Consider the following 18,664-nt stretch of genomic DNA (forward strand, 5'->3'; position numbering starts at 1 on the left):
TAAAACAGAGACCTATCAGCACCTCGATTTACTATTTAAAGAAGCTTACTACAATAAAAAACACTAATAGAGTAGTTTTTAACTATTAATTTGCGCTCTATATACGTGTCCTTTATCTACAAAAAATTGAACAGTTTTATTGCCTACTTTATATTTATAAACTTTACCTACAGCAGTTTCAACGGGTTTCTCTACTGGTTGACCATAAACATTTATTAATTTTTGTGGCGTTACAGTTCGTCCATCTAGGTTAAATGCGACTTGATCTGCTTTATGATTACTCACTTTGTAAAAAATTTGATCATACACTTTTACTTCATTAGATGCGTCTGACTTATTGCTAGTAAGTTTATAACCATTAATCTTTACATTATCGTATTTCAATGCTGTTTTAAAATTCTTATCTAATACAAAATTACTACTTGGAGCTGTGTAACCGTTATAATTATACCATGGTGTTTGTGCAGCTTCTGCTTGCTTCTCTATACCTTCTCCATTTACAACATTAGCACCTAAGACAGTCCCAAAAACAATACTACTTGCTAAAACAATTTTTGATAATTTCTTCATTTCAAAGTTACCTCCTCAGTTTTTGTTTTAAATCTTTAACTCACACTATTATATTACGATAGCATTACAAATATTACAACTATTTTTATAATATTTATCACAATATTTTAGAATTTCTAATATAAATTTTTAAACTGAATACTTACAGACTTCTTTATTTTATTGTTGTGAAATTTACTTTTATTTAAATTATCAATATCTTAACTTAAAAATCCATAAAAACATAGCACAATATATAGTAATGACTGATAAATTAGGGATTATCGTACTTAAAGATATCTTAAATGCTATTATCACTACCATTAATATTATTATTGATGCTATCTCTAAGTAACAAATCTAATTAGTTCTTTTCATTTCAAAAAGGCTAAATCAGAAATCACTCTGATTTAGCCTTTTTATTTTTATACAATAACAATTATAATAAATAAGTAATTTCACCCTATTTTTTAAAATTTAGAAATAAAAAAACAAACCAAAGCTCCTATATTAGCTTTTAGTTTGTTTTGTTTTTGTAATATCAAGTAACAAAAACGTAACATTATAGTAATGTAATATTGCTACTTAACAGATATATGTAGATGTCTGAAGTCCACTTGCTATAGCTTATCACATTAATTATATTAACCAAATTAGGGAATCTCCTTATTTTTAAATAGAAAAACTCATCATATTAGTAAAAATCACTTTCAATAGTTATATAATACATGCTCGTTGGCATATAATAAACAGTAGTAATGTCTTTAAAATACAAAAAAACCATCCCAAAGGATGGCTACGAAAAGATACTTTCAGGTGGTTAAGGGGGGACACCATATACACCCTACCACTAATACGAAAACTCTCATATTAGTATATTCCCTTAACTTTTTAACAATTAATAATATAAACTCATCAAAACAAAAAACTCCCGTTAAACCAACGCTTCATTTACGTCAATTTAACGAGAGTTCTTTTCTTACGGAAACGGAGGGATTCGAACCCTCGCGCCGCTTTCACGACCTACACCCTTAGCAGGGGCGCCTCTTCAGCCAACTTGAGTACGTTTCCAATGGCTCCACAGGTAGGACTCGAACCTACGACCGATCGGTTAACAGCCGATAGCTCTACCACTGAGCTACTGTGGAATAATCAATGCCTTTAATCAAGCACAAATACTATTATATCAACTATCTTTAATTTTTCAAGAGGTATACAAAAAAAATATGCGGAATATTTACACTAAAGTAATATAATATTCCACATATGTCTTTTTTACATTTTTTATTTACTAATTTTTGCTATTTCGATTCAAACAACGAATATTTAGCCAACGCTTCATATATATTTAATTGTGGTTTAGTATAATCAATTGGCGAATCAGGATCAAATGTAGCGACTCTTGCTGCCCTATCCATCATGTAATAATAATATATACCATTTAAATATTGATGATGCATGCTATGAGCAGAAATGTTAGCTACAATACTTTGATTATCTACAAAAGTAACCTTACATTTCTTTTCTTTAAGTGGTCTAATATTATGTACATAATGGATATTAATCCAGGTATTATCTGCTTTACGATCAGAGTGTGTGGGAAAGAAATAAGTGGGAAATAATGGAGTGAATAGAATGGGTGGCTTACTGCTTATACCTGTAATACGCATGGTATCTTCTTTTTTAAATACATAACTGCTACCATAAAACCTACATGAACGGTCGATTATTTTTGATACTCGTTCTTTAATAATTTGACTGTCGGCTTTATACCTTAGCAAGTAACTACCTTCATAATGTCCAGTAGCTAAATTGCATGGTTGTAAAACCATATCACCTTTTTTAATAATATATGGTTGAATCATTGTTGTTACCTCCTTCATAACTTTTGGTGATACTCAAATAATATATCATCAACATCTTAAAATCAATAAATAATATAAATACTTTTATAAATTTCCTGCAATTAATTTTTAGTATAATGCTTTTTTCGATTTCTCATTTTCAGTAAACTTGCATGTAACACTATTTTTTCGGAAAAATCAGAATATTCATTGATTTAAAAATTAAAACCTTGTATACTATATGTAAATAAAGATAGAAAGGCTGTGACGTTTATGAAACACAATACACATGTAAAATACAATACTTTAGAATCATTTGTATCAACAATTAACGACTTAGGTATTGAATTAATCATCGATGAATCTTTACGCAATGTTCGCAAGCAAGAGTTGGAACGACTTATCGATAATGCGCTTAAAAATAAAAACGAGAATGATTTCAAACGTTATACTGAAGAATATAGAAACTTGGAGGAATTCCTCGTTGGTTAATTTAAAGGCTTGTTATTTAAAATAAGGTCTATTCCCTACTTATCAATTAAGTTAGTGAATAGACCTTTTACATTTTCAAAATTATTTTTATCTAAAGTTTTATGACATGAGTCTAATTAGTTCATGCCGATCGATATCTCCAAAATAATGATAAATATCATAATTTGAAAGCGCCTCTTCAATACTATCAAATTCATGCATTGTACCTTCTAACGCATTTTCTAATTCCGTAATATCACCTTCACCAAAGAAATCACCGAAAATTTTTGCGTGTTCAATACGTCCTTTCTTTACATCTAATTTAATCTGTACGAAACCTTTTTCAAATTTTTCTTCTCTTTCAAAGTTATATTTCGGGTTTCTTCCATAATTCCATTCCCAGGTACGATATTTTTCATTGCTTAGCTTTTCTATTTTTTGCCAATCTTCATCTGTAAGTTTATATTCTTCTACTTGAGTTTCGCCAAAAATACTTTTTAGAATTATTTCTTTGAATTCATCTATATCTATTGGCTCATCTAAGAATTCAGAAATATTTGCAACTCTACTTCTTACAGATTTAATACCTTTAGACTTAATTTTTGCTGGGTTCACTTTTAAAGCATTCTGAACTTCATCTAGTTCACTATTCAACATTAAAGTACCATGACTAAACATACGATCTTTTACTTTTACCATAGCATTTCCTGATATTTTAGCTTCACCAACTTGTATATCATTTCTTCCACTTAATTTTGCATCAACACCAAGCGATTTCAACGCTTCAACAATTGGTTCAGTAAATTTTTGGAAATTATGGAAGCTATTGCCATCATCATCCGTAACAAAACTAAAATTTAAATTCCCTGTATCATGATAAACTGCGCCCCCACCAGATATACGTCTTACAACATCGATACCTTGTTCATCAATATATGATTGGTTCACTTCTTCAATAGTATTTTGATTTTTGCCAATAATAATGGATGGTCTATTTATATAAAATAAAAAATAACTATCATCTTTAGGCATGTTTTTTAATACATACTCCTCCATTGCTAAATTAAGCGTTGGATCTGTAATATTATTGTTACTAATAAACTTCATTTACTACACTCCTTTTCCATATTATATACCCTTACCTTATTTATGCTATATTTTCACAAAAATTGCCAATCATTCACTTTGAGAATAAAGTAAAATTTATAAATTGTCTTATATCAAGCAATTTAATGGTTATTTGTTTATTTGTAAGAGGATTTTTTGTATAATATTATCTAGTTAGCATTTCTAGGGAGGACTAAAAATGACTGTTGCAGAAGTTGGAAATATCGTAGAATTTTATGATGGCTTAAAGGGTCGAGTAGAAAAAATTAATGACAACTCAGTAATTGTTGATTTAACAATTATGGAGAACTTCGAAGAACTAGACTTGCCTGAAAAGACTGTCATTAATCATAAACGGTATACAATCGTTGAACAAGAAGGATAGTTAAAATGAATAGACTTTCTAAGGCATTAATATGGTTTATTGTAAGTTTTCTTGTATTCCACATTATCTTATATGTTATGTGGGGCGAAAAACAAGAATATTGGTATCTATATACCGGCATCATGCTAATCGCAGGTGTTAGTTATGTTTTTTATCAAAGAGATATAGAGTCTAAACGGCTACTGACGTCTTTAGGTATAGGTATCATTACAGGTATTGTGTTAATCGTTATTCAACTTATTATCGCAGCTATAGCTACCGATATTAAATATGCTGAATTAATAAAAGAACTAACACGTACAGGTGTGTATTATAAATGGCAAATGCTAGTTACATTAGTTTTTGTAATACCTTGCCATGAATTATACATGCGTACTGTATTACAAAAAGAATTACTAAAATTAAATTTACCTAGTTGGTTAGGTATTATAATTACAGCATTTTGTTCAGCTTCTTTATTTTACTACCTAGATAATTTATGGATTGTATTCTTTGTGTTTATTGTACAAATCGTACTTTCATTAAGTTATTTTTATACACGTCGAATCGCCACAACGGTTATTGCACAAATTGTAGCTGTTGTCATCTTATTAATATTTAACGCATAAACCTTAAAAAAGCATTATTTGTTTTAAAAACAGGGAGATTCATTATAAAATGAATCTCCCTGTTTTTTATTTTATGACCTCAAATGTTTGTTTTTGTTGAATCTGATAGTCTTGATTTTTTAAATTACGCGAAATTAACTCTACCATTGTGATTTCACCAGTTTCATGAATCACAGCATCTTCTAAATACTGTCTATAATTTCTATAGCAGTAATCTGTCATACTTACACGATACATATGATCTAGTCTAATATTTTTAAGAGTAACACGGTTAAACGGTTCGGCATTCATATCTATAATGTAATCTACACCTTGCCAGAATGTACAAAGTGTCTCATCTACAATAGTTAGGCTAAGCTCTCCTTGGCTAAACTCAATATGACCATAACAATATTCTAAAATATCTTTAATTTGTTGACCTTTAATCGTTAAATCAATTGGAATATCAGGATGAGGGTGCGCATTATATAGTTCCTCATTCGTAATTGTACCTGACAATCCCTTTTCACCGCTTATAGGTAAATGTACACATGAAATATCGTAATCAAATGCTAATCTTATACTATCATGTAAGAGCTGTGTAAACTTATGAGGTTTTGTGATAACATCGCCTAACCCCTCAACTTTAGCGTCAATATCTGTGTTCGTTAAAACTTCCTTACTCCAATGTTCAACCGTTTTCCTATCATAAAAAGTTAAATTTAATAAATCCTTATCTTCATGATATTCATTCAAATCAATAATTTGAGATTGGATATCTTCTAATTCATATGAAGTTGTGCGCTTTTTAAAATTAATTTTCACATGAATTAACTGTTCAGCATTTTGCCCTGCTTGAACATAAACCGTTTTATCATTTTGACCTATAAACGTTTGATGTTGGTGTCCAGTAATCAATAAATCTATAACTCCTAATGTCTGCATTAATTTTTCCGCTTCATTCACATTCTGTTCATGCTCATTAGCTGACTTATTTAACTGATTAAGTCCACCGTGATAAATCACTATAAGAAATTCTGGTTTCTCTGTTTCATGTATAAAACGAATCCAACGTTTAGAAGATAATAAAGTTTTTTCAATTTGAACATCTTTTTCCATTTCAAAATGTTCTCTTTCCATTAATCCATCAGAAGTTAAACCTACTATAGCAATCTTCACGCCTTCAATTTCTTTAATAGTATATGGCGTAGAAAAATAAGGCTCCCGTGTACGCTTATATTCAATATTTGCTGATAACCAAGGAAACCTAGATAGCGACACTGCTCTTGAAAAGAATGACAAACCAAATTTAAATTCATTTGGACTAATACCACTTGCATCATAGTTCATTGCATTCATCAATTTTATCATTGGATGACGTTTGTACGGTGCAACTACCGCATAATAGAATGCTGCTAAAGAACCTGCTAAACTACCGCCACTATCTAATAGAATGACGTGGTCGTTTTCTTCTCTTATCGATTTAACATAAGTACCTGCTCTATAAATATTTGAGCTATAATCTCCATTAAGAAAATAACTATGCATATCTGAAGTTGTGATAACGTCTATTGCAATCTTTTCACTTTTTTTCATATGCCTCTCTCCTCATTAACCACAGTTTAACATGTTTTGAAAATACCATGATACTAAAATACCATTTTTATAACCTCAAATAGTTTAATTTTAATTAAGTAGCTTTATTTTCTAAAAGGTCTATTTTACATATCAAATAACAATATCAATTTAGTATTAAATTTTTAAAATTTTACTTATGAGTCACTAGCTCAATTTTTTGAGAGTGGTCGTTCGTTCACCTGAGCTTTCGCTCATGCGTTAGAGTCACTAGCTCAATTTTTTGAGAGTGATTGTTCGTTCACCTGAGCTTTCGCTCATGCGTTAGAGTCACTAGCTCAATTTTTTGAGAGTGATTGTTCGTTCACCTGAGCTTTCGCTCATGCGTTAGAGTCACTAGCTCAATTTTTTGAGAGTGATTGTTCGTTCACCTGAGCTTTCGCTCATGCGTAAGAGTCACTAGCTCAATTTTTTGAGAGTGACTCTAAAAAAGGTCCGAAGCATATATCTATGCCCCGGACGCTCATACAATAGTTATTTCATTACGCTACTTATCTCACTTTGATTAACCAATCTGTACACGCTCTTTTGGATAATGATATTTTTCTGGTTCACGACGTCCACCAATCATAATGATGAAACTAATTAATCCAACACGACCGATAAACATCAATATCATAAGTGCCGTTTTTGACATATCATTAACATCACCTGTTACCCCTAAAGATAAACCGCATGTACCAAATGCTGACATTACTTCAAAAAATGCTTGTAAAAATGTTATTTTTCCATTCTCCACAACAAGTATAAAAATCATACTTGCAAAGGTTAATATTCCTGCCATCGTAAATACTGCAAATGAACGTTGAACATCTGTAGTATGAATTTCACGATTAAATGCTTTAATTGATAATTTTTCTGTATTATTTCTAAAGTTAAATAGGAATAATATTAAAATGGCAAATGTTGTTGTTCTGATTCCTCCACCTACTGAACTCGGAGATGAACCAATAAACATTAAAATACTCATAACCACATTTGTACCTTCACCAAAATGGCTTACATCAATGGTCTGCAATCCAGCACTTCTAGTAGTTGCCGATTGGAATAACGCATAAAATAATGATTTATGCCAACTCATATTTTGAAATGCATGATTATATTCTAGCAATAAAATCATAATCACTCCGAATACAAATAAAACTAAATATGTAACGGTTGTGATCTTCGCAAATAATGAAAACCTAAAATTTGGGATCCTATTTTTAATATAAGCCTTTACTTCAATCAAAACTGGAAAACCAATTGAACCTAAAATAATCAAAAACATTACAATCGTTTGCACAAAATAATCATTTGCATACGGTATTAAAGATTGACCAGTTATATCCAAACCACCATTTGTGGTTGCAGACACGGCAACGAAGAATCCTTGCATAATAGCATATTGTAAATCTGGTGTATCTCTATAGAAATAGAAAGCCAGAAGTGCTGCACCTACTACTTCAATAATTAAAATCGTACGTACAATATCCAAAATGAGTTTAACTGTACCACTCATAGTGTCTTTGTTATTATCTAGCATAATCAATTGGCGTTCCCGCATACCTATATGTTTCCCTAATACAACCCATAACATGGTTCCTATCGCCATTACGCCGATACCACCAATATTAAGTATAATCATAATAATGATTTGACCAAATGTTGTATAAGTTTCGACTATATTAACAGGAGAAAGACCAGTAACACTTACACCAGAAACAGCAACAAATAATGAATCTATTGGATCTACCTTTATACCTGGTTTATGAACAAAAGGTAAATTCAGCAATAAAAACGCTACAATAATTGCTATAATATAATACATCACAATACCTTGTTGAGGGCTTGATTTTTTAAATAATTGATTGAAAATGGACAACGTTTATTCACCCCAACGCTACTTCAATTTAATATTAATATCTTGTACTTTTCCATCTCTATATACTTTTGCGGTTAGTGTTTTTAAATCATCTTTATGACTAAATATGATTTGTCTATATCTAAGATTATCTTCTACTTCTTTACCATCTAATTCTACTATTACATCATTTTTTTGCAACCCAGATTTTTCTCCAATAGAATCATCTTTGACATTCCCAATCAACACCCCATTATTTACATCATCAGGTAAGTTGATTGATTGTCTTGTCGTATCATCAATATCTGCAATATTAGCCAATTCTACACCAGTATTAGGATATATTACTTCACCTTTAGCTTCAAGTTGTTTCGCAATAGATTCCGCATCATTAACTGGGATAGCAAACGCAATACCTTCAACATTATCCATGTCAATTTTTAGTGATGCAATACCAACTAATTTACCATTTTTATCAATTACACCTCCACCAGAATTACCTGGATTTACAGGCGCATCCATCTGGAAAGCACTCATTAATACATCGTATTTATCGTCTTTATCAATATCTACTGGCACATGTCGATTTAATCCAGATACAATACCTTCTGAGACACTACCTTTAAAATCAACCCCTAAAGGATTACCTACCACAATAATAGGTTCTCCTAGTACTAATGTACTTGAATCTCCCATTTTAATGGCTTTCACGTCGCTATCAGATTTCACTTTCGCTTTGATGACTGCAATATCTGAAAATCTATCTGTACCAATCACTTTACCTATTGAATAGTCATTATTACCGTATGTAATCTTTTGTTCTTTTTTATCACCAACAACATGTGCGTTTGTCATAATAAAAATAGAGTCGCCTACTTTTTTGTAGACGACACCTGAACCTAATTCGTTTTCTTTACCTGCTTCTTGTGTCTCTTTCTCTGCAGATGATGATTCATTACTTGTATCATTTTCTACTGTTACAACTGAATGAATCGCACTATTTGCACTTTTCATTGTAGCAGTATAAGTCTTATCTTTATCACTATTGTTTTGAAATACATGATCTTTTGTGTTTCCATTATTATCTACATTATTAAAGATTGCTTGAATTAATATCAATAATAATACAACTGCAACAACAATTAATATTTGTGCCCATTGTTCCATAAAAAAGTACTTAACTCTATCCATAAATGACTGTGGTTGCTTATCATTTTGTTGGTAAGCCGTTTTTCTATGAGAATTTGATTCATCGCTCACACCAATATTGAGTTGTGTTTTACTTTCATTTTCGTCTTCTATATAGTTATTTACACGTGATTGTTGTGCTTCTTCAGAGTAAAAATGGTCGTCTTGTATATTTTTCGGTTCATCTTTGTTTTCTGAATGATCGTATTTTGCTTCATTATTATGTTTTACTTTATCATTTGAATAATCTGTAGTTTCTGTAATATTATCATTTAAAGATGTATCAGATGGTTTTGCTGATTTAACTGTAGCATTTGTCTCTTTCTGTTGATTTTCATTAGATGATTCATTAATTTGATTTTGGCTACTTGTAACACCATTATTATTGCTACGTGCTTTCATAACTTGTTGTTGCTGTTGAATCTCTTCCTGAGTCAATTTCTCTATACGTGCTTTCCTCAAATTTTCTTTCACACGCTCTTCATTATTCTTAGCTAGTTCTTCTGCTTTTTTTGCACGTTGTTTTCTTGCTTTACGTTCAAATTGTACACGTTGTTCCCGTTCTTCATTATGAAAATACTCGCGTCTTTTACGGCCGTATTTTTCTTTTGGGATTACATGTTTTTTATTATCTTTCACCATTACTCCCCCTAAAACTGCATGTTTCATTAACTTCCATTATGACATATCACATAAAATATTTCTGCTTTATTTTTATTTTATTACTATATATATGTGATTATAAGCACTTTGAGTATATATTTCTATCATTAACATGTCTTTACGCTTAAATTATTATAAAAAAACTCCTCCCAAAATTTCCACTATTATAGTGTCCACTTTAGAAAGAGTATTTTAATAAGTTAGCTCTCTATTTTGTTATCAAGTTTATTTTTCTTGTTGTTTATTTTTACGAACAGAACCTAACCATCCGATAAGAACTAATAAGATCATTATCGACCAGAAGATGGACTGCCATAAAACTCCATGTGGGAAATGCTCATCTAACACTCCAATATCAGGGTGAGCAAGCACCATAACAACTAATTTGACGCCTACCCAACCAACAATCGCAAACGCTGCACCTTCCAAACCAGGATATTTATTCAATAAGTTTACAAACCAAGTTGCAGCAAAACGCATAATGATAACACCTAACATACCACCTAAGAACATAACTATAAATTGGCCTAAATCCATGCCACCAAAATGGATACCCACTGTCGGCAAGGTAACTGCTATAGCAAGTGCCGCAAGCATTGAGTCAATTGCAAAAGCTATATCGGCAAATTCTACTTTTAACACAGTGCCCCAAAATGATTTAGCACTTGCATGTATCTCTTTTCCAGATTCATCAAAGTGATGATCATCATTTCCTTCGTTGTTATCATGATCTTTTTCGTTAAAGAAGGATATCAAATTCCGTATAGACATATACAATAGATATAAAGCACCTAGTGCTTGTATCCACCAGAAATGTGCGATAACACTAATTAAGAATAAAGATATGAAACGGAATATAAAAGCACCAAGCAAACCATAAAATAACGCTTTTTTTCGTTGTTCCGGCGGCAAATGTTTAACCATTACTGCCATTACGACTGCATTATCTGCAGCTAATAAACCTTCTAAAAATACGAGCACTACTAACACCCATAGGTAAGGTAAAATCAAACTCGGATCCATATAGGACATCTCCTTTAGTTTTTTTACATAAAAATAGAGACCTAAGCTAAGTCAATGCATGTGGCACCTCTTCATCGTATTTTAATAAACATATAGTAAATTAAATACAATTCACAGATAATATACACTGTTAGCAAAGGTCTCACTCGACAGTTTTATTCTGCCCATCTTACCGGAAGTATTATACTTCGTAATGACGATAAAAATGACTAAGTTAAAAAGTATATATCAATATGCATTCAACTATATATAGGCAATACTTGCATGCTTCATATATCAATTTAACTTTAGTTAAGTTACTCCCCTCTGACTACATAGTCATAGGTATTCTATTAATATGGTCATTATACACAAAAACAAAATTTATAACAATCCATATAATTTAATTTCTGGAAATTTCTCTTCGAACCATCTTGTAGCAAACTCATTTTCAAATAAAAATACATAGTTATCATATACGTCTTTTACTAAAATAGAACGTGTAGAACTCATCTTATCTTTGATGTCTTCTTCGTTTTCTATCCAGCGCGCAATTTTTTGACCAACTGACTCCATAACAACATCCACATTATATTCATTTTTCAAACGGTGTTCGAACACTTCGAACTGTAACTGTCCTACAGCGCCGATGATAATTTGATTCGTGTGTAATGCTTTATAATATTGGATTGCGCCTTCTTGTACTAATTGCTCAATACCTTTATGGAAGTGTTTTTGCTTCATCACATTTTTGGCTGATACTTTCATAAATAATTCTGGTGTAAACTGTGGTAATTCTTGGAAACTAAATTTTTGATTGCCACCAACTAGCGTATCACCAATTTGATAATTCCCTGTATCGTATAGTCCGATAATATCACCAGCCACCGCGTGATTTACAGTTTCTTTATCGTCCGCCATAAATGACGTTGAACGAGTAATTTTTTGCTTTTTGTTTGTTCTTTGCAAGTTAACATCCATGCCACGTTCAAATGCACCACTAACAACACGCATAAAAGCGATTCTATCTCTATGTTTCGGATCCATATTTGCTTGGATTTTAAATATGAAACCTGAAAAATCTAAATCAAACGGGCTTACTTCTATATCTTCTTTTGTTTGACGTGCATTTGGCATAGGCGCGTGGTCTACGTATGCGTTCAAGAAATTTTGAACACCGAAGTTTGCTAATGCCGAACCAAAGAATACAGGAGTTAAATCACCTTTTAATAATGCTTCGTTATCAAAGTTTTCACCCGCTTCTTCAACTAGCATAAGCTCATCAATTGCTTGGGCAAAGGCACTATCATTTTTCATAGCGTGGTCTTCTTTGAGTTCATAATTATCGTCTAAGTGTAGGATGTTTTCTTCATCTCTAAACGGTTCAATTGTATGGGATTCTCTATCAATAATTCCGAAAAAGTTTTGACCCATTCCAATTGGCCAATTCATAGGATATGTTTCGATATCTAATGTAGATTCTATTTCATCTAACAATTCAAACGGTTCTTTCCCTACTCTATCCAACTTATTAATAAATGTAAAAATAGGGATACCTCTCATTTTACAAACTTTAAATAGCTTTAATGTTTGTGCTTCAATACCTTTTGCACAGTCAATAACCATAACTGCGCTGTCTACCGCCATCAAAGTTCTGTATGTGTCTTCAGAAAAATCTTCGTGACCCGGCGTATCTAAAATATTTATTTTGTAATGATCATAATCAAATTGCATTACTGAACTGGTAACAGAAATACCACGTTCCTGTTCAACTTTCATCCAGTCACTTGTAGCAAACTTCCCACTTTTTTTACCTTTAACCGTACCTGCTTCTCTAATTGCGCCACCAAACAACAGTAATTTTTCTGTTAGTGTTGTTTTACCAGCATCTGGGTGAGAAATAATTGCGAAGGTTTTTCTTGATTCTACTTCTTCCTTTATATTCATTTATAATCTCCTTTAATTCTCAAATATCCATTTAACGATGTCATCAGCAAAATGCGAAGCTGTTGACTCGTCAAGTAATGTAAATAAGTGTATCACAAGTTCCTCTTTCATATCATCTTCATTTAAAGTTGATTCTACTTCTAATGACCAATTTATTTCAGGCATTGCTATAAGAAACAATTGCTCAACTACATTTTCATATATATACACATTAGCCTGAATGTCATTGAAATTGATTTTCTTAACCTTCATGGGGACCTCCACCAAATTTTTTATAAGCAGCTTCTAATCCAATAAGGTCATCACGATGCGGTACTTTGATGTGGCCAGGCATAATTTGATATGGTTCTCGACCTTTTGAAGCCAATACCACAGTATCTCCTGGCTCAGCAATATCTATAGCATGTCTTATGCCCTCTGCACGATCATAAAATTCAATATAGTTATCATGTGTTGCGCCTTTAGCTAATTCTTGTGTTAATTTTTTAGGATCATCGTCTGCAGGGTTGTCGGGTGTATAAATAACATAGTCTGCTCGGCATGCTACACGTCCCATTTCAGGTGTCTTAGTCAGATCACGTTCACCTGCCATACCACATAAGAAAATTAATTTCTGTTTAGCAAATGGCTTAACCGCATCAATTAATTTATCCATGCCATCTGCTGTATGTGCATAGTCTATGATTAGATCAATTGGTAATGAAGGATCTAATACTTCTAATCTTCCTTCTACAGGTTCTAAATTTTCAACAGCTTTTACAATTTCACTTAACTCAATACCTTTACTCCACACAGCGATCATAGCAGCCATAATGTTAGAAACATTAAACAGACCTACATAAGGTGATTGGACATGAAATTTTCCTTCAGGCGTATTAAAGATAAATTTGACACCTTGTAATGATTCTTCGATTTGTTCCGCTGTAAACTGTGCATCATTATTGACACCATAAGTAAATACTTCATAAGGTGTTACAGAGCTTAGATATTCTGAAAAAGCATCATCATTATTCAACACCACGTATTTATCTTGTGATAAATCTTCACCTAATTGGCTAAATAGTAATGATTTAGCATGTCCATAAGACTCCATTGTGCCGTGAAAATCTAAATGATCTTGTGTTAAATTTGAAAAAATAGCTACATCAAAATCTACACCACGAAGACGACCTAAAGATAAACCATGACTAGATACTTCTAATGTCATTGCTTCAGCGTCCGCTTCAACTGCTTCATTTATTTTCTTTGTTAATAATACAGTTTCAGGGGTGGTATTTGCACCTTTTGATTTAACCTCATTTATTTGAAACCCATTTGTTCCTAAGTAAGCACTGCCTTTATTTAATTTTCTATAGATATGATGTATCATCGTAGCGATTGAAGTTTTACCATTTGTTCCTGTCACACCATATGTTACGAGTTGCTTACTAGGATAATTGAATAACATATTAGCTAACAAACTTGCTACACGTAAAGTGTCTGGGACAACGACTTGCGTTACATCTCCTAGAACTTGTTGTTTTTGGTTAACAATGATAACCTCACACCCCTGATTCACCACATCTTGGCAATATCTATGACTGTCTACTGTATAACCCTTCGATGCTACGAATATACTACCTCGTTGTGCAGTACGAGAGTCAGTTGTTATATCTGTTATATTTCTATCTAACGTGCCGAAAACTTGTTTCACTCTAATTTTTTCAAACAACACATTTGCTTCCAACATATATCGCTCCTTTATTTCCAATACTTCTATTATACACATTTCCGACTGTTTTTATAGAATCTAATGGTTTGATATTTATAATTTCTTCCTATTGTATTAAGTTGATTATTCATTTAAATATACTCAAGTACTATTTACCTAAGTTTTATAATCCTTATTTTTAAGAACATTAACTATATGTTATCAAAGTGTTAATTCTTTCTATATATTTTGTTATTTGCAGAATATAAGCTTATAGTCCTGGCGAAAGTGGTATTATATAGATATATAACAACTTTATTTTATTAAATTTTAATTTCCCAATTTAGTATGAATCATTTCACAAGTGTTTGTAAAATGATATAATCAAAATTAATTGTGTGTTTTTTCTTTCACACCTCAAGTAAATACGTTAAAATTACCTTGAGCTAAATATAAACTATTGGAGGGTGGCTTTTAATGGTTACTCAAAATAAAAAAATACTGATAATTACTGGATCTTTTGGTAACGGGCATTTACAAGTTACGCAAAGCGTAGTAAACCAATTTAACGAAATGAATCTAGACAATTTAACAGTTATTGAACATGATTTATTTTTAGAAGCACACCCGATTCTGACTTCTATTTGTAAAAAATGGTACATTAATAGTTTTAAATATTTTAGGAATATGTATAAAGCTTTTTACTATAGTCAACCAGACCAATTAGATAAATGTTTCTATAAATACTATGGACTTAATAAATTAATGAATTTACTTTTAAAAGAAAAACCAGATCTTATTTTACTAACTTTTCCAACACCGGTTATGTCTGTATTAACTGAACAATTTGATATGAACATACCTATAGCAACAGTCATGACAGACTATCGCATGCAAAAAAACTGGATTACACCACACTCACATAAATATTACCTTGCTACAGAGGAATTAAAAGATGAGTTTGCAAGCATTGGCATCCCTCGAAATAAGTTAAAAGTAACAGGAATTCCAATTTCAGACAAATTCGAAGCGGATATCAATCAAGAAGATTGGTTGCGTCAAAATAAGTTGGATCCTAGCAAACCTACTATATTAATGTCTGCAGGTGCATTTGGAGTTTCAAAAGGATTCGGTCAAATGATACAAGAAATTTTGAACAGAAGTCCTCATGCACAAGTAGTTATGATTTGTGGTAAAAATAAAGACTTAAAACGTTCGTTATCTAGTCAATTTAAAGCTAACGATAACGTACTTATTTTAGGTTACACAAAACATATGAATGAATGGATGGCTTCAAGTCACTTGATGATTACAAAACCAGGTGGTATCACGATATCAGAGGCATTAACGCGTCAAATACCAATGATTTTCTTAGACCCCGCGCCCGGACAAGAACTTGAAAATGCAGTTTATTTTGAAGAAAAAGGCTTCGGAAGCATAGCGCTTACACCTGAGGCGGCAATAGAACAAGTTGCTACATTAACAAATGAACCAGCTAAATTAGCTGCAATGTCACAAGCAATGGATTCTTCTAGAATCCCGTATTCAACATATAAATTATGTAAAGATTTATTAAACTTACTTAATCATTCATCTCGATACGAGGAAGTTTACGGAAAGGTTCCTTTATATGCAAAGCTCTTCGTTAAATAATCATGGTACAAGTAAAAATTTTATAATCATGTTAATCATCTTATTCTTAATGGAATTTGCTCGAGGAATGTATATTTTGAGTTATTTATCGTTACTGCCAACAGCAACTTCAATCGCAGTAGGTATAACATCTATCGCTATTTCTATACATTTTATTTCGGATGCAGCTACAAATTTCGTTATTGGTTTCTTACTTAAACGCTTAGGTGCAAAATTTGTACTAACTTTAGGGTTTTTACTTGCTTTTGCTAGTTTATTTTTAGTGGTTTGGTTCCCTACTTCACCAATAGTATTAATCATAAGTGCAATCTTGTTAGGTATTGCTGTAAGCCCAATATGGGTAATTATGTTAGCAAGCGTTGATGAAAAGAATCGCGGTAAACAAATGGGCTACGTATATTTCTCTTGGTTGCTAGGCCTACTAGTAGGTATGGTTGGTATGAATATTATATTTAAATTTCATCCGACGCAATTCGCATTTCTAATGTCTCTTGTTGTATTAATTGCATGGATATTATATTATTTTGTAAAAATTAGACTCACAAATTATAATACTCGCCCTGTTAAACAGCAATTAGGTCAGATAGTAAATGTTACAAAACGACATTTAATTCTGTTTCCTGGTATTTTGCTACAAGGTGCTTCAATTACTGCCCTTGTTCCTATATTACCTACATATGCAACAAAAGTTGTCGGTGTATCCACAGTAGAATATACGATGGCAATCGTATTTGGTGGTATTGGCTGTGCGATTTCAATGTTGTTCTTATCTAAAATAATTGATAATCATGGCACATTATTTATGTATAGTGTAATATTTGGCGGCTTTGTACTCTATACACTCATGATATTTGCTTTATCACTAATTACAGAAATTACATTAGTTTGGGTTTTAGCAGTATTGATTGGTCTCATGTATGGTATCTTGCTGCCAGCATGGAATACATTCATGGCAAGTCATATTCATTTGGATGAACAAGAAGAAACATGGGGTGTATTTAATAGTGTTCAGGGTTTTGGATCTATGATAGGACCACTAGTCGGCGGTTTAATTACTGAGTTTTCAAATTCAGTAAACAACACATTTTACTTTTCAGCTTTTGTATTCTTATTCCTAGCTGTCTTTTATGGCATCTATTTTATCAAACTTAGAAAGCACACTTAAATTATTCATAAATTTTAATGTTTATAGAAAAGTATTATTGAGCATATACAATTTATTATAAAAATTATTAGCCACCCTCAAACTTAGATGTACACATGAGTTATAATAATAAAAAAAATTGAGAACATGAGACATAAAAAATCGTTAGTAAAAAGCATCAATTTCTATTAAAAACTTATAGAAATTGATGCTTTTTAGTTTCATGAAACCTTGTTCAGGCACACGAAGGGGATACACTGAGAAAATTATACTATTTTAAATACAAAAGAGAGCTAACCTAAGTTGATTAGCTCTCTTATTTGGGAGATGGGCATTTATTCCACAAACCCTATATTTTTAATGTCTAATCATGCTATGTTTAGACATTAATCAAAATGGAACACGTTTATGCTAAATTAAAGTCTTCTAAAACTTTCCATTTATCTTCTTTTTCATCGTAATAAACTAATGAAAGTTGCTCAATAGTTTCTTTATAGTCAATCCCCGCTAACTTCAATTGTCCATAGATATCTTCAAATTCTTGACTCGTTAATCCTTGGGCAATAGTAAAATGTGGAACAAACGAATGATCTGCCACCCCATAAAAATCGCCTTTGTTAAATTGATTAAATAAGTTTTCTAAAGTTTCTGTTTTTTCAACTTTAAAATAAATAACGTTTGTTATCGGCGCAAAATTAGATGCTTTTGTTGCGTGAACATCAACTGTTGGAATGCCTTCGATTCTTGATTTGATTGTCTCTTTTACAGACTCTAAATCACCATCGTTTATTTTAAATTGCCCCTTTATCGTAATATGCGGCATAATAGACGCATAATGAGCATCATAACGCTTACGATATGCATTCACTTCATCTTGAAATGCTTTTGACGGAATTAATGCCAATCCTAAAATCATTTAAATTCCTCCTTTGTTTAACATAATTACATTATATCAA

At 31.8% G+C, this 18,664-nt stretch carries 16 protein-coding genes and 2 tRNA genes; 5 read left to right on the forward strand and 13 right to left on the reverse strand.

The annotated features are described in order from the left end of the window. Positions 1–78 precede the first annotated feature (78 nt). From isaB to ACM591_RS10485, 4 genes are all read right to left on the reverse strand, one after another. Entirely contained in the window at positions 79–570 is a 492-nt protein-coding gene (gene isaB / locus ACM591_RS10470; RefSeq protein WP_058625864.1) for an immunodominant staphylococcal antigen IsaB family protein, read from the reverse strand. Between the two features lie 961 nt (positions 571–1,531). Next, positions 1,532–1,620, reverse strand: a tRNA-Ser gene (locus tag ACM591_RS10475). Between the two features lie 2 nt (positions 1,621–1,622). After that, a tRNA-Asn gene (locus ACM591_RS10480) sits at positions 1,623–1,697 on the reverse strand. 153 nt (positions 1,698–1,850) lie between these two features. Continuing rightward, on the reverse strand, positions 1,851–2,414 hold the full coding sequence (locus tag ACM591_RS10485) for a competence protein ComK (RefSeq protein ID WP_029379122.1): 564 nt from the start codon (positions 2,412–2,414) through the stop codon (positions 1,851–1,853). A 252-nt stretch (positions 2,415–2,666) separates the two neighbouring features. Between ACM591_RS10485 and ACM591_RS10490 the strand changes: the two genes are divergently transcribed. After that, complete coding sequence (locus ACM591_RS10490) at positions 2,667–2,885, forward strand: IDEAL domain-containing protein (protein ID WP_029379123.1); 219 nt, start codon at positions 2,667–2,669, stop codon at positions 2,883–2,885. A gap of 99 nt (positions 2,886–2,984) precedes the next feature. Here the strand turns inward: ACM591_RS10490 and ACM591_RS10495 are convergent, their stop codons facing one another. Beyond that, the gene (locus ACM591_RS10495) at positions 2,985–3,971 is read right to left on the reverse strand and encodes a lipoate--protein ligase (protein ID WP_029379124.1); all 987 of its coding nucleotides are present in this window, start codon (positions 3,969–3,971) and stop codon (positions 2,985–2,987) included. 199 nt (positions 3,972–4,170) lie between these two features. Here ACM591_RS10495 and ACM591_RS10500 point away from each other — a divergent pair, with 199 nt between their 5' ends. Together ACM591_RS10500 and ACM591_RS10505 are read left to right on the forward strand one after the other, a co-directional pair. Then, the gene (locus ACM591_RS10500; protein ID WP_002483735.1) at positions 4,171–4,356 is read left to right on the forward strand and encodes a YkvS family protein; all 186 of its coding nucleotides are present in this window, start codon (positions 4,171–4,173) and stop codon (positions 4,354–4,356) included. Between the two features lie 5 nt (positions 4,357–4,361). Then, a complete protein-coding gene (locus ACM591_RS10505; RefSeq protein WP_029379125.1) occupies positions 4,362–4,964 on the forward strand; it encodes a type II CAAX prenyl endopeptidase Rce1 family protein in 603 nt (200 codons plus the stop codon). 66 nt (positions 4,965–5,030) lie between these two features. Here the strand turns inward: ACM591_RS10505 and ACM591_RS10510 are convergent, their stop codons facing one another. The 7 genes from ACM591_RS10510 to ACM591_RS10540 all read right to left on the reverse strand — a co-directional run bounded on the left by ACM591_RS10510 (position 5,031) and on the right by ACM591_RS10540 (position 14,947). After that, a complete protein-coding gene (locus ACM591_RS10510; RefSeq protein WP_029379126.1) occupies positions 5,031–6,539 on the reverse strand; it encodes a bifunctional metallophosphatase/5'-nucleotidase in 1,509 nt (502 codons plus the stop codon). 544 nt (positions 6,540–7,083) lie between these two features. Continuing rightward, positions 7,084–8,442 (reverse strand): TrkH family potassium uptake protein, encoded by a 1,359-nt coding sequence (locus tag ACM591_RS10515; RefSeq protein ID WP_326025691.1) that lies wholly within the window; start codon positions 8,440–8,442, stop codon positions 7,084–7,086. A gap of 18 nt (positions 8,443–8,460) precedes the next feature. Continuing rightward, complete coding sequence (locus tag ACM591_RS10520; RefSeq protein WP_081224912.1) at positions 8,461–10,248, reverse strand: S1C family serine protease; 1,788 nt, start codon at positions 10,246–10,248, stop codon at positions 8,461–8,463. A gap of 249 nt (positions 10,249–10,497) precedes the next feature. Next, entirely contained in the window at positions 10,498–11,295 is a 798-nt protein-coding gene (locus tag ACM591_RS10525; protein ID WP_029379129.1) for a TerC family protein, read from the reverse strand. A gap of 363 nt (positions 11,296–11,658) precedes the next feature. After that, positions 11,659–13,221 (reverse strand): peptide chain release factor 3, encoded by a 1,563-nt coding sequence (locus ACM591_RS10530; RefSeq protein ID WP_029379130.1) that lies wholly within the window; start codon positions 13,219–13,221, stop codon positions 11,659–11,661. A gap of 12 nt (positions 13,222–13,233) precedes the next feature. Continuing rightward, positions 13,234–13,473 carry a YueH family protein gene (locus tag ACM591_RS10535; protein ID WP_029379131.1) on the reverse strand — a complete coding sequence of 80 codons (240 nt, stop codon included), beginning with the start codon at positions 13,471–13,473 and terminating at the stop codon, positions 13,234–13,236. Then, positions 13,463–14,947 (reverse strand): UDP-N-acetylmuramoyl-L-alanyl-D-glutamate--L-lysine ligase, encoded by a 1,485-nt coding sequence (locus ACM591_RS10540; protein WP_029379132.1) that lies wholly within the window; start codon positions 14,945–14,947, stop codon positions 13,463–13,465. The genes ACM591_RS10535 and ACM591_RS10540 overlap by 11 nt, the downstream gene beginning before the upstream one ends. Positions 14,948–15,388: 441 nt before the next feature. On the opposite strand from ACM591_RS10540, the gene ACM591_RS10545 reads away from it, so the two are divergent. Further along, on the forward strand, positions 15,389–16,564 hold the full coding sequence (locus tag ACM591_RS10545) for a diglucosyl diacylglycerol synthase (RefSeq protein WP_029379133.1): 1,176 nt from the start codon (positions 15,389–15,391) through the stop codon (positions 16,562–16,564). Next, positions 16,542–17,729 (forward strand): lipoteichoic acid biosynthesis MFS flippase LtaA, encoded by a 1,188-nt coding sequence (ltaA, locus tag ACM591_RS10550; RefSeq protein WP_326025690.1) that lies wholly within the window; start codon positions 16,542–16,544, stop codon positions 17,727–17,729. The genes ACM591_RS10545 and ltaA overlap by 23 nt, the downstream gene beginning before the upstream one ends. Positions 17,730–18,114: 385 nt before the next feature. Here the strand turns inward: ltaA and ACM591_RS10555 are convergent, their stop codons facing one another. Continuing rightward, positions 18,115–18,624 (reverse strand): YjcG family protein, encoded by a 510-nt coding sequence (locus tag ACM591_RS10555; RefSeq protein ID WP_029379135.1) that lies wholly within the window; start codon positions 18,622–18,624, stop codon positions 18,115–18,117. Positions 18,625–18,664: the final 40 nt, after the last annotated feature.

Source organism: Staphylococcus sp. Ze2 (assembly GCF_048568365.1).
GTDB classification, from domain to species: domain Bacteria; phylum Bacillota; class Bacilli; order Staphylococcales; family Staphylococcaceae; genus Staphylococcus; species Staphylococcus xylosus.

Coding starts and splice junctions, on each gene's coding strand:
- ACM591_RS10485 (WP_029379122.1), bottom strand. CDS start 2,414: ATGATTCAACCATATATTATTAAAAAAGGTGATATGGTTTTACAACCA.
- ltaA (WP_326025690.1), top strand. CDS start 16,542: ATGCAAAGCTCTTCGTTAAATAATCATGGTACAAGTAAAAATTTTATA.
- ACM591_RS10555 (WP_029379135.1), bottom strand. CDS start 18,624: ATGATTTTAGGATTGGCATTAATTCCGTCAAAAGCATTTCAAGATGAA.
- ACM591_RS10490 (WP_029379123.1), top strand. CDS start 2,667: ATGAAACACAATACACATGTAAAATACAATACTTTAGAATCATTTGTA.
- ACM591_RS10510 (WP_029379126.1), bottom strand. CDS start 6,539: ATGAAAAAAAGTGAAAAGATTGCAATAGACGTTATCACAACTTCAGAT.
- ACM591_RS10500 (WP_002483735.1), top strand. CDS start 4,171: ATGACTGTTGCAGAAGTTGGAAATATCGTAGAATTTTATGATGGCTTA.
- ACM591_RS10530 (WP_029379130.1), bottom strand. CDS start 13,221: ATGAATATAAAGGAAGAAGTAGAATCAAGAAAAACCTTCGCAATTATT.
- isaB (WP_058625864.1), bottom strand. CDS start 570: ATGAAGAAATTATCAAAAATTGTTTTAGCAAGTAGTATTGTTTTTGGG.
- ACM591_RS10505 (WP_029379125.1), top strand. CDS start 4,362: ATGAATAGACTTTCTAAGGCATTAATATGGTTTATTGTAAGTTTTCTT.
- ACM591_RS10545 (WP_029379133.1), top strand. CDS start 15,389: ATGGTTACTCAAAATAAAAAAATACTGATAATTACTGGATCTTTTGGT.
- ACM591_RS10525 (WP_029379129.1), bottom strand. CDS start 11,295: ATGGATCCGAGTTTGATTTTACCTTACCTATGGGTGTTAGTAGTGCTC.
- ACM591_RS10535 (WP_029379131.1), bottom strand. CDS start 13,473: ATGAAGGTTAAGAAAATCAATTTCAATGACATTCAGGCTAATGTGTAT.
- ACM591_RS10495 (WP_029379124.1), bottom strand. CDS start 3,971: ATGAAGTTTATTAGTAACAATAATATTACAGATCCAACGCTTAATTTA.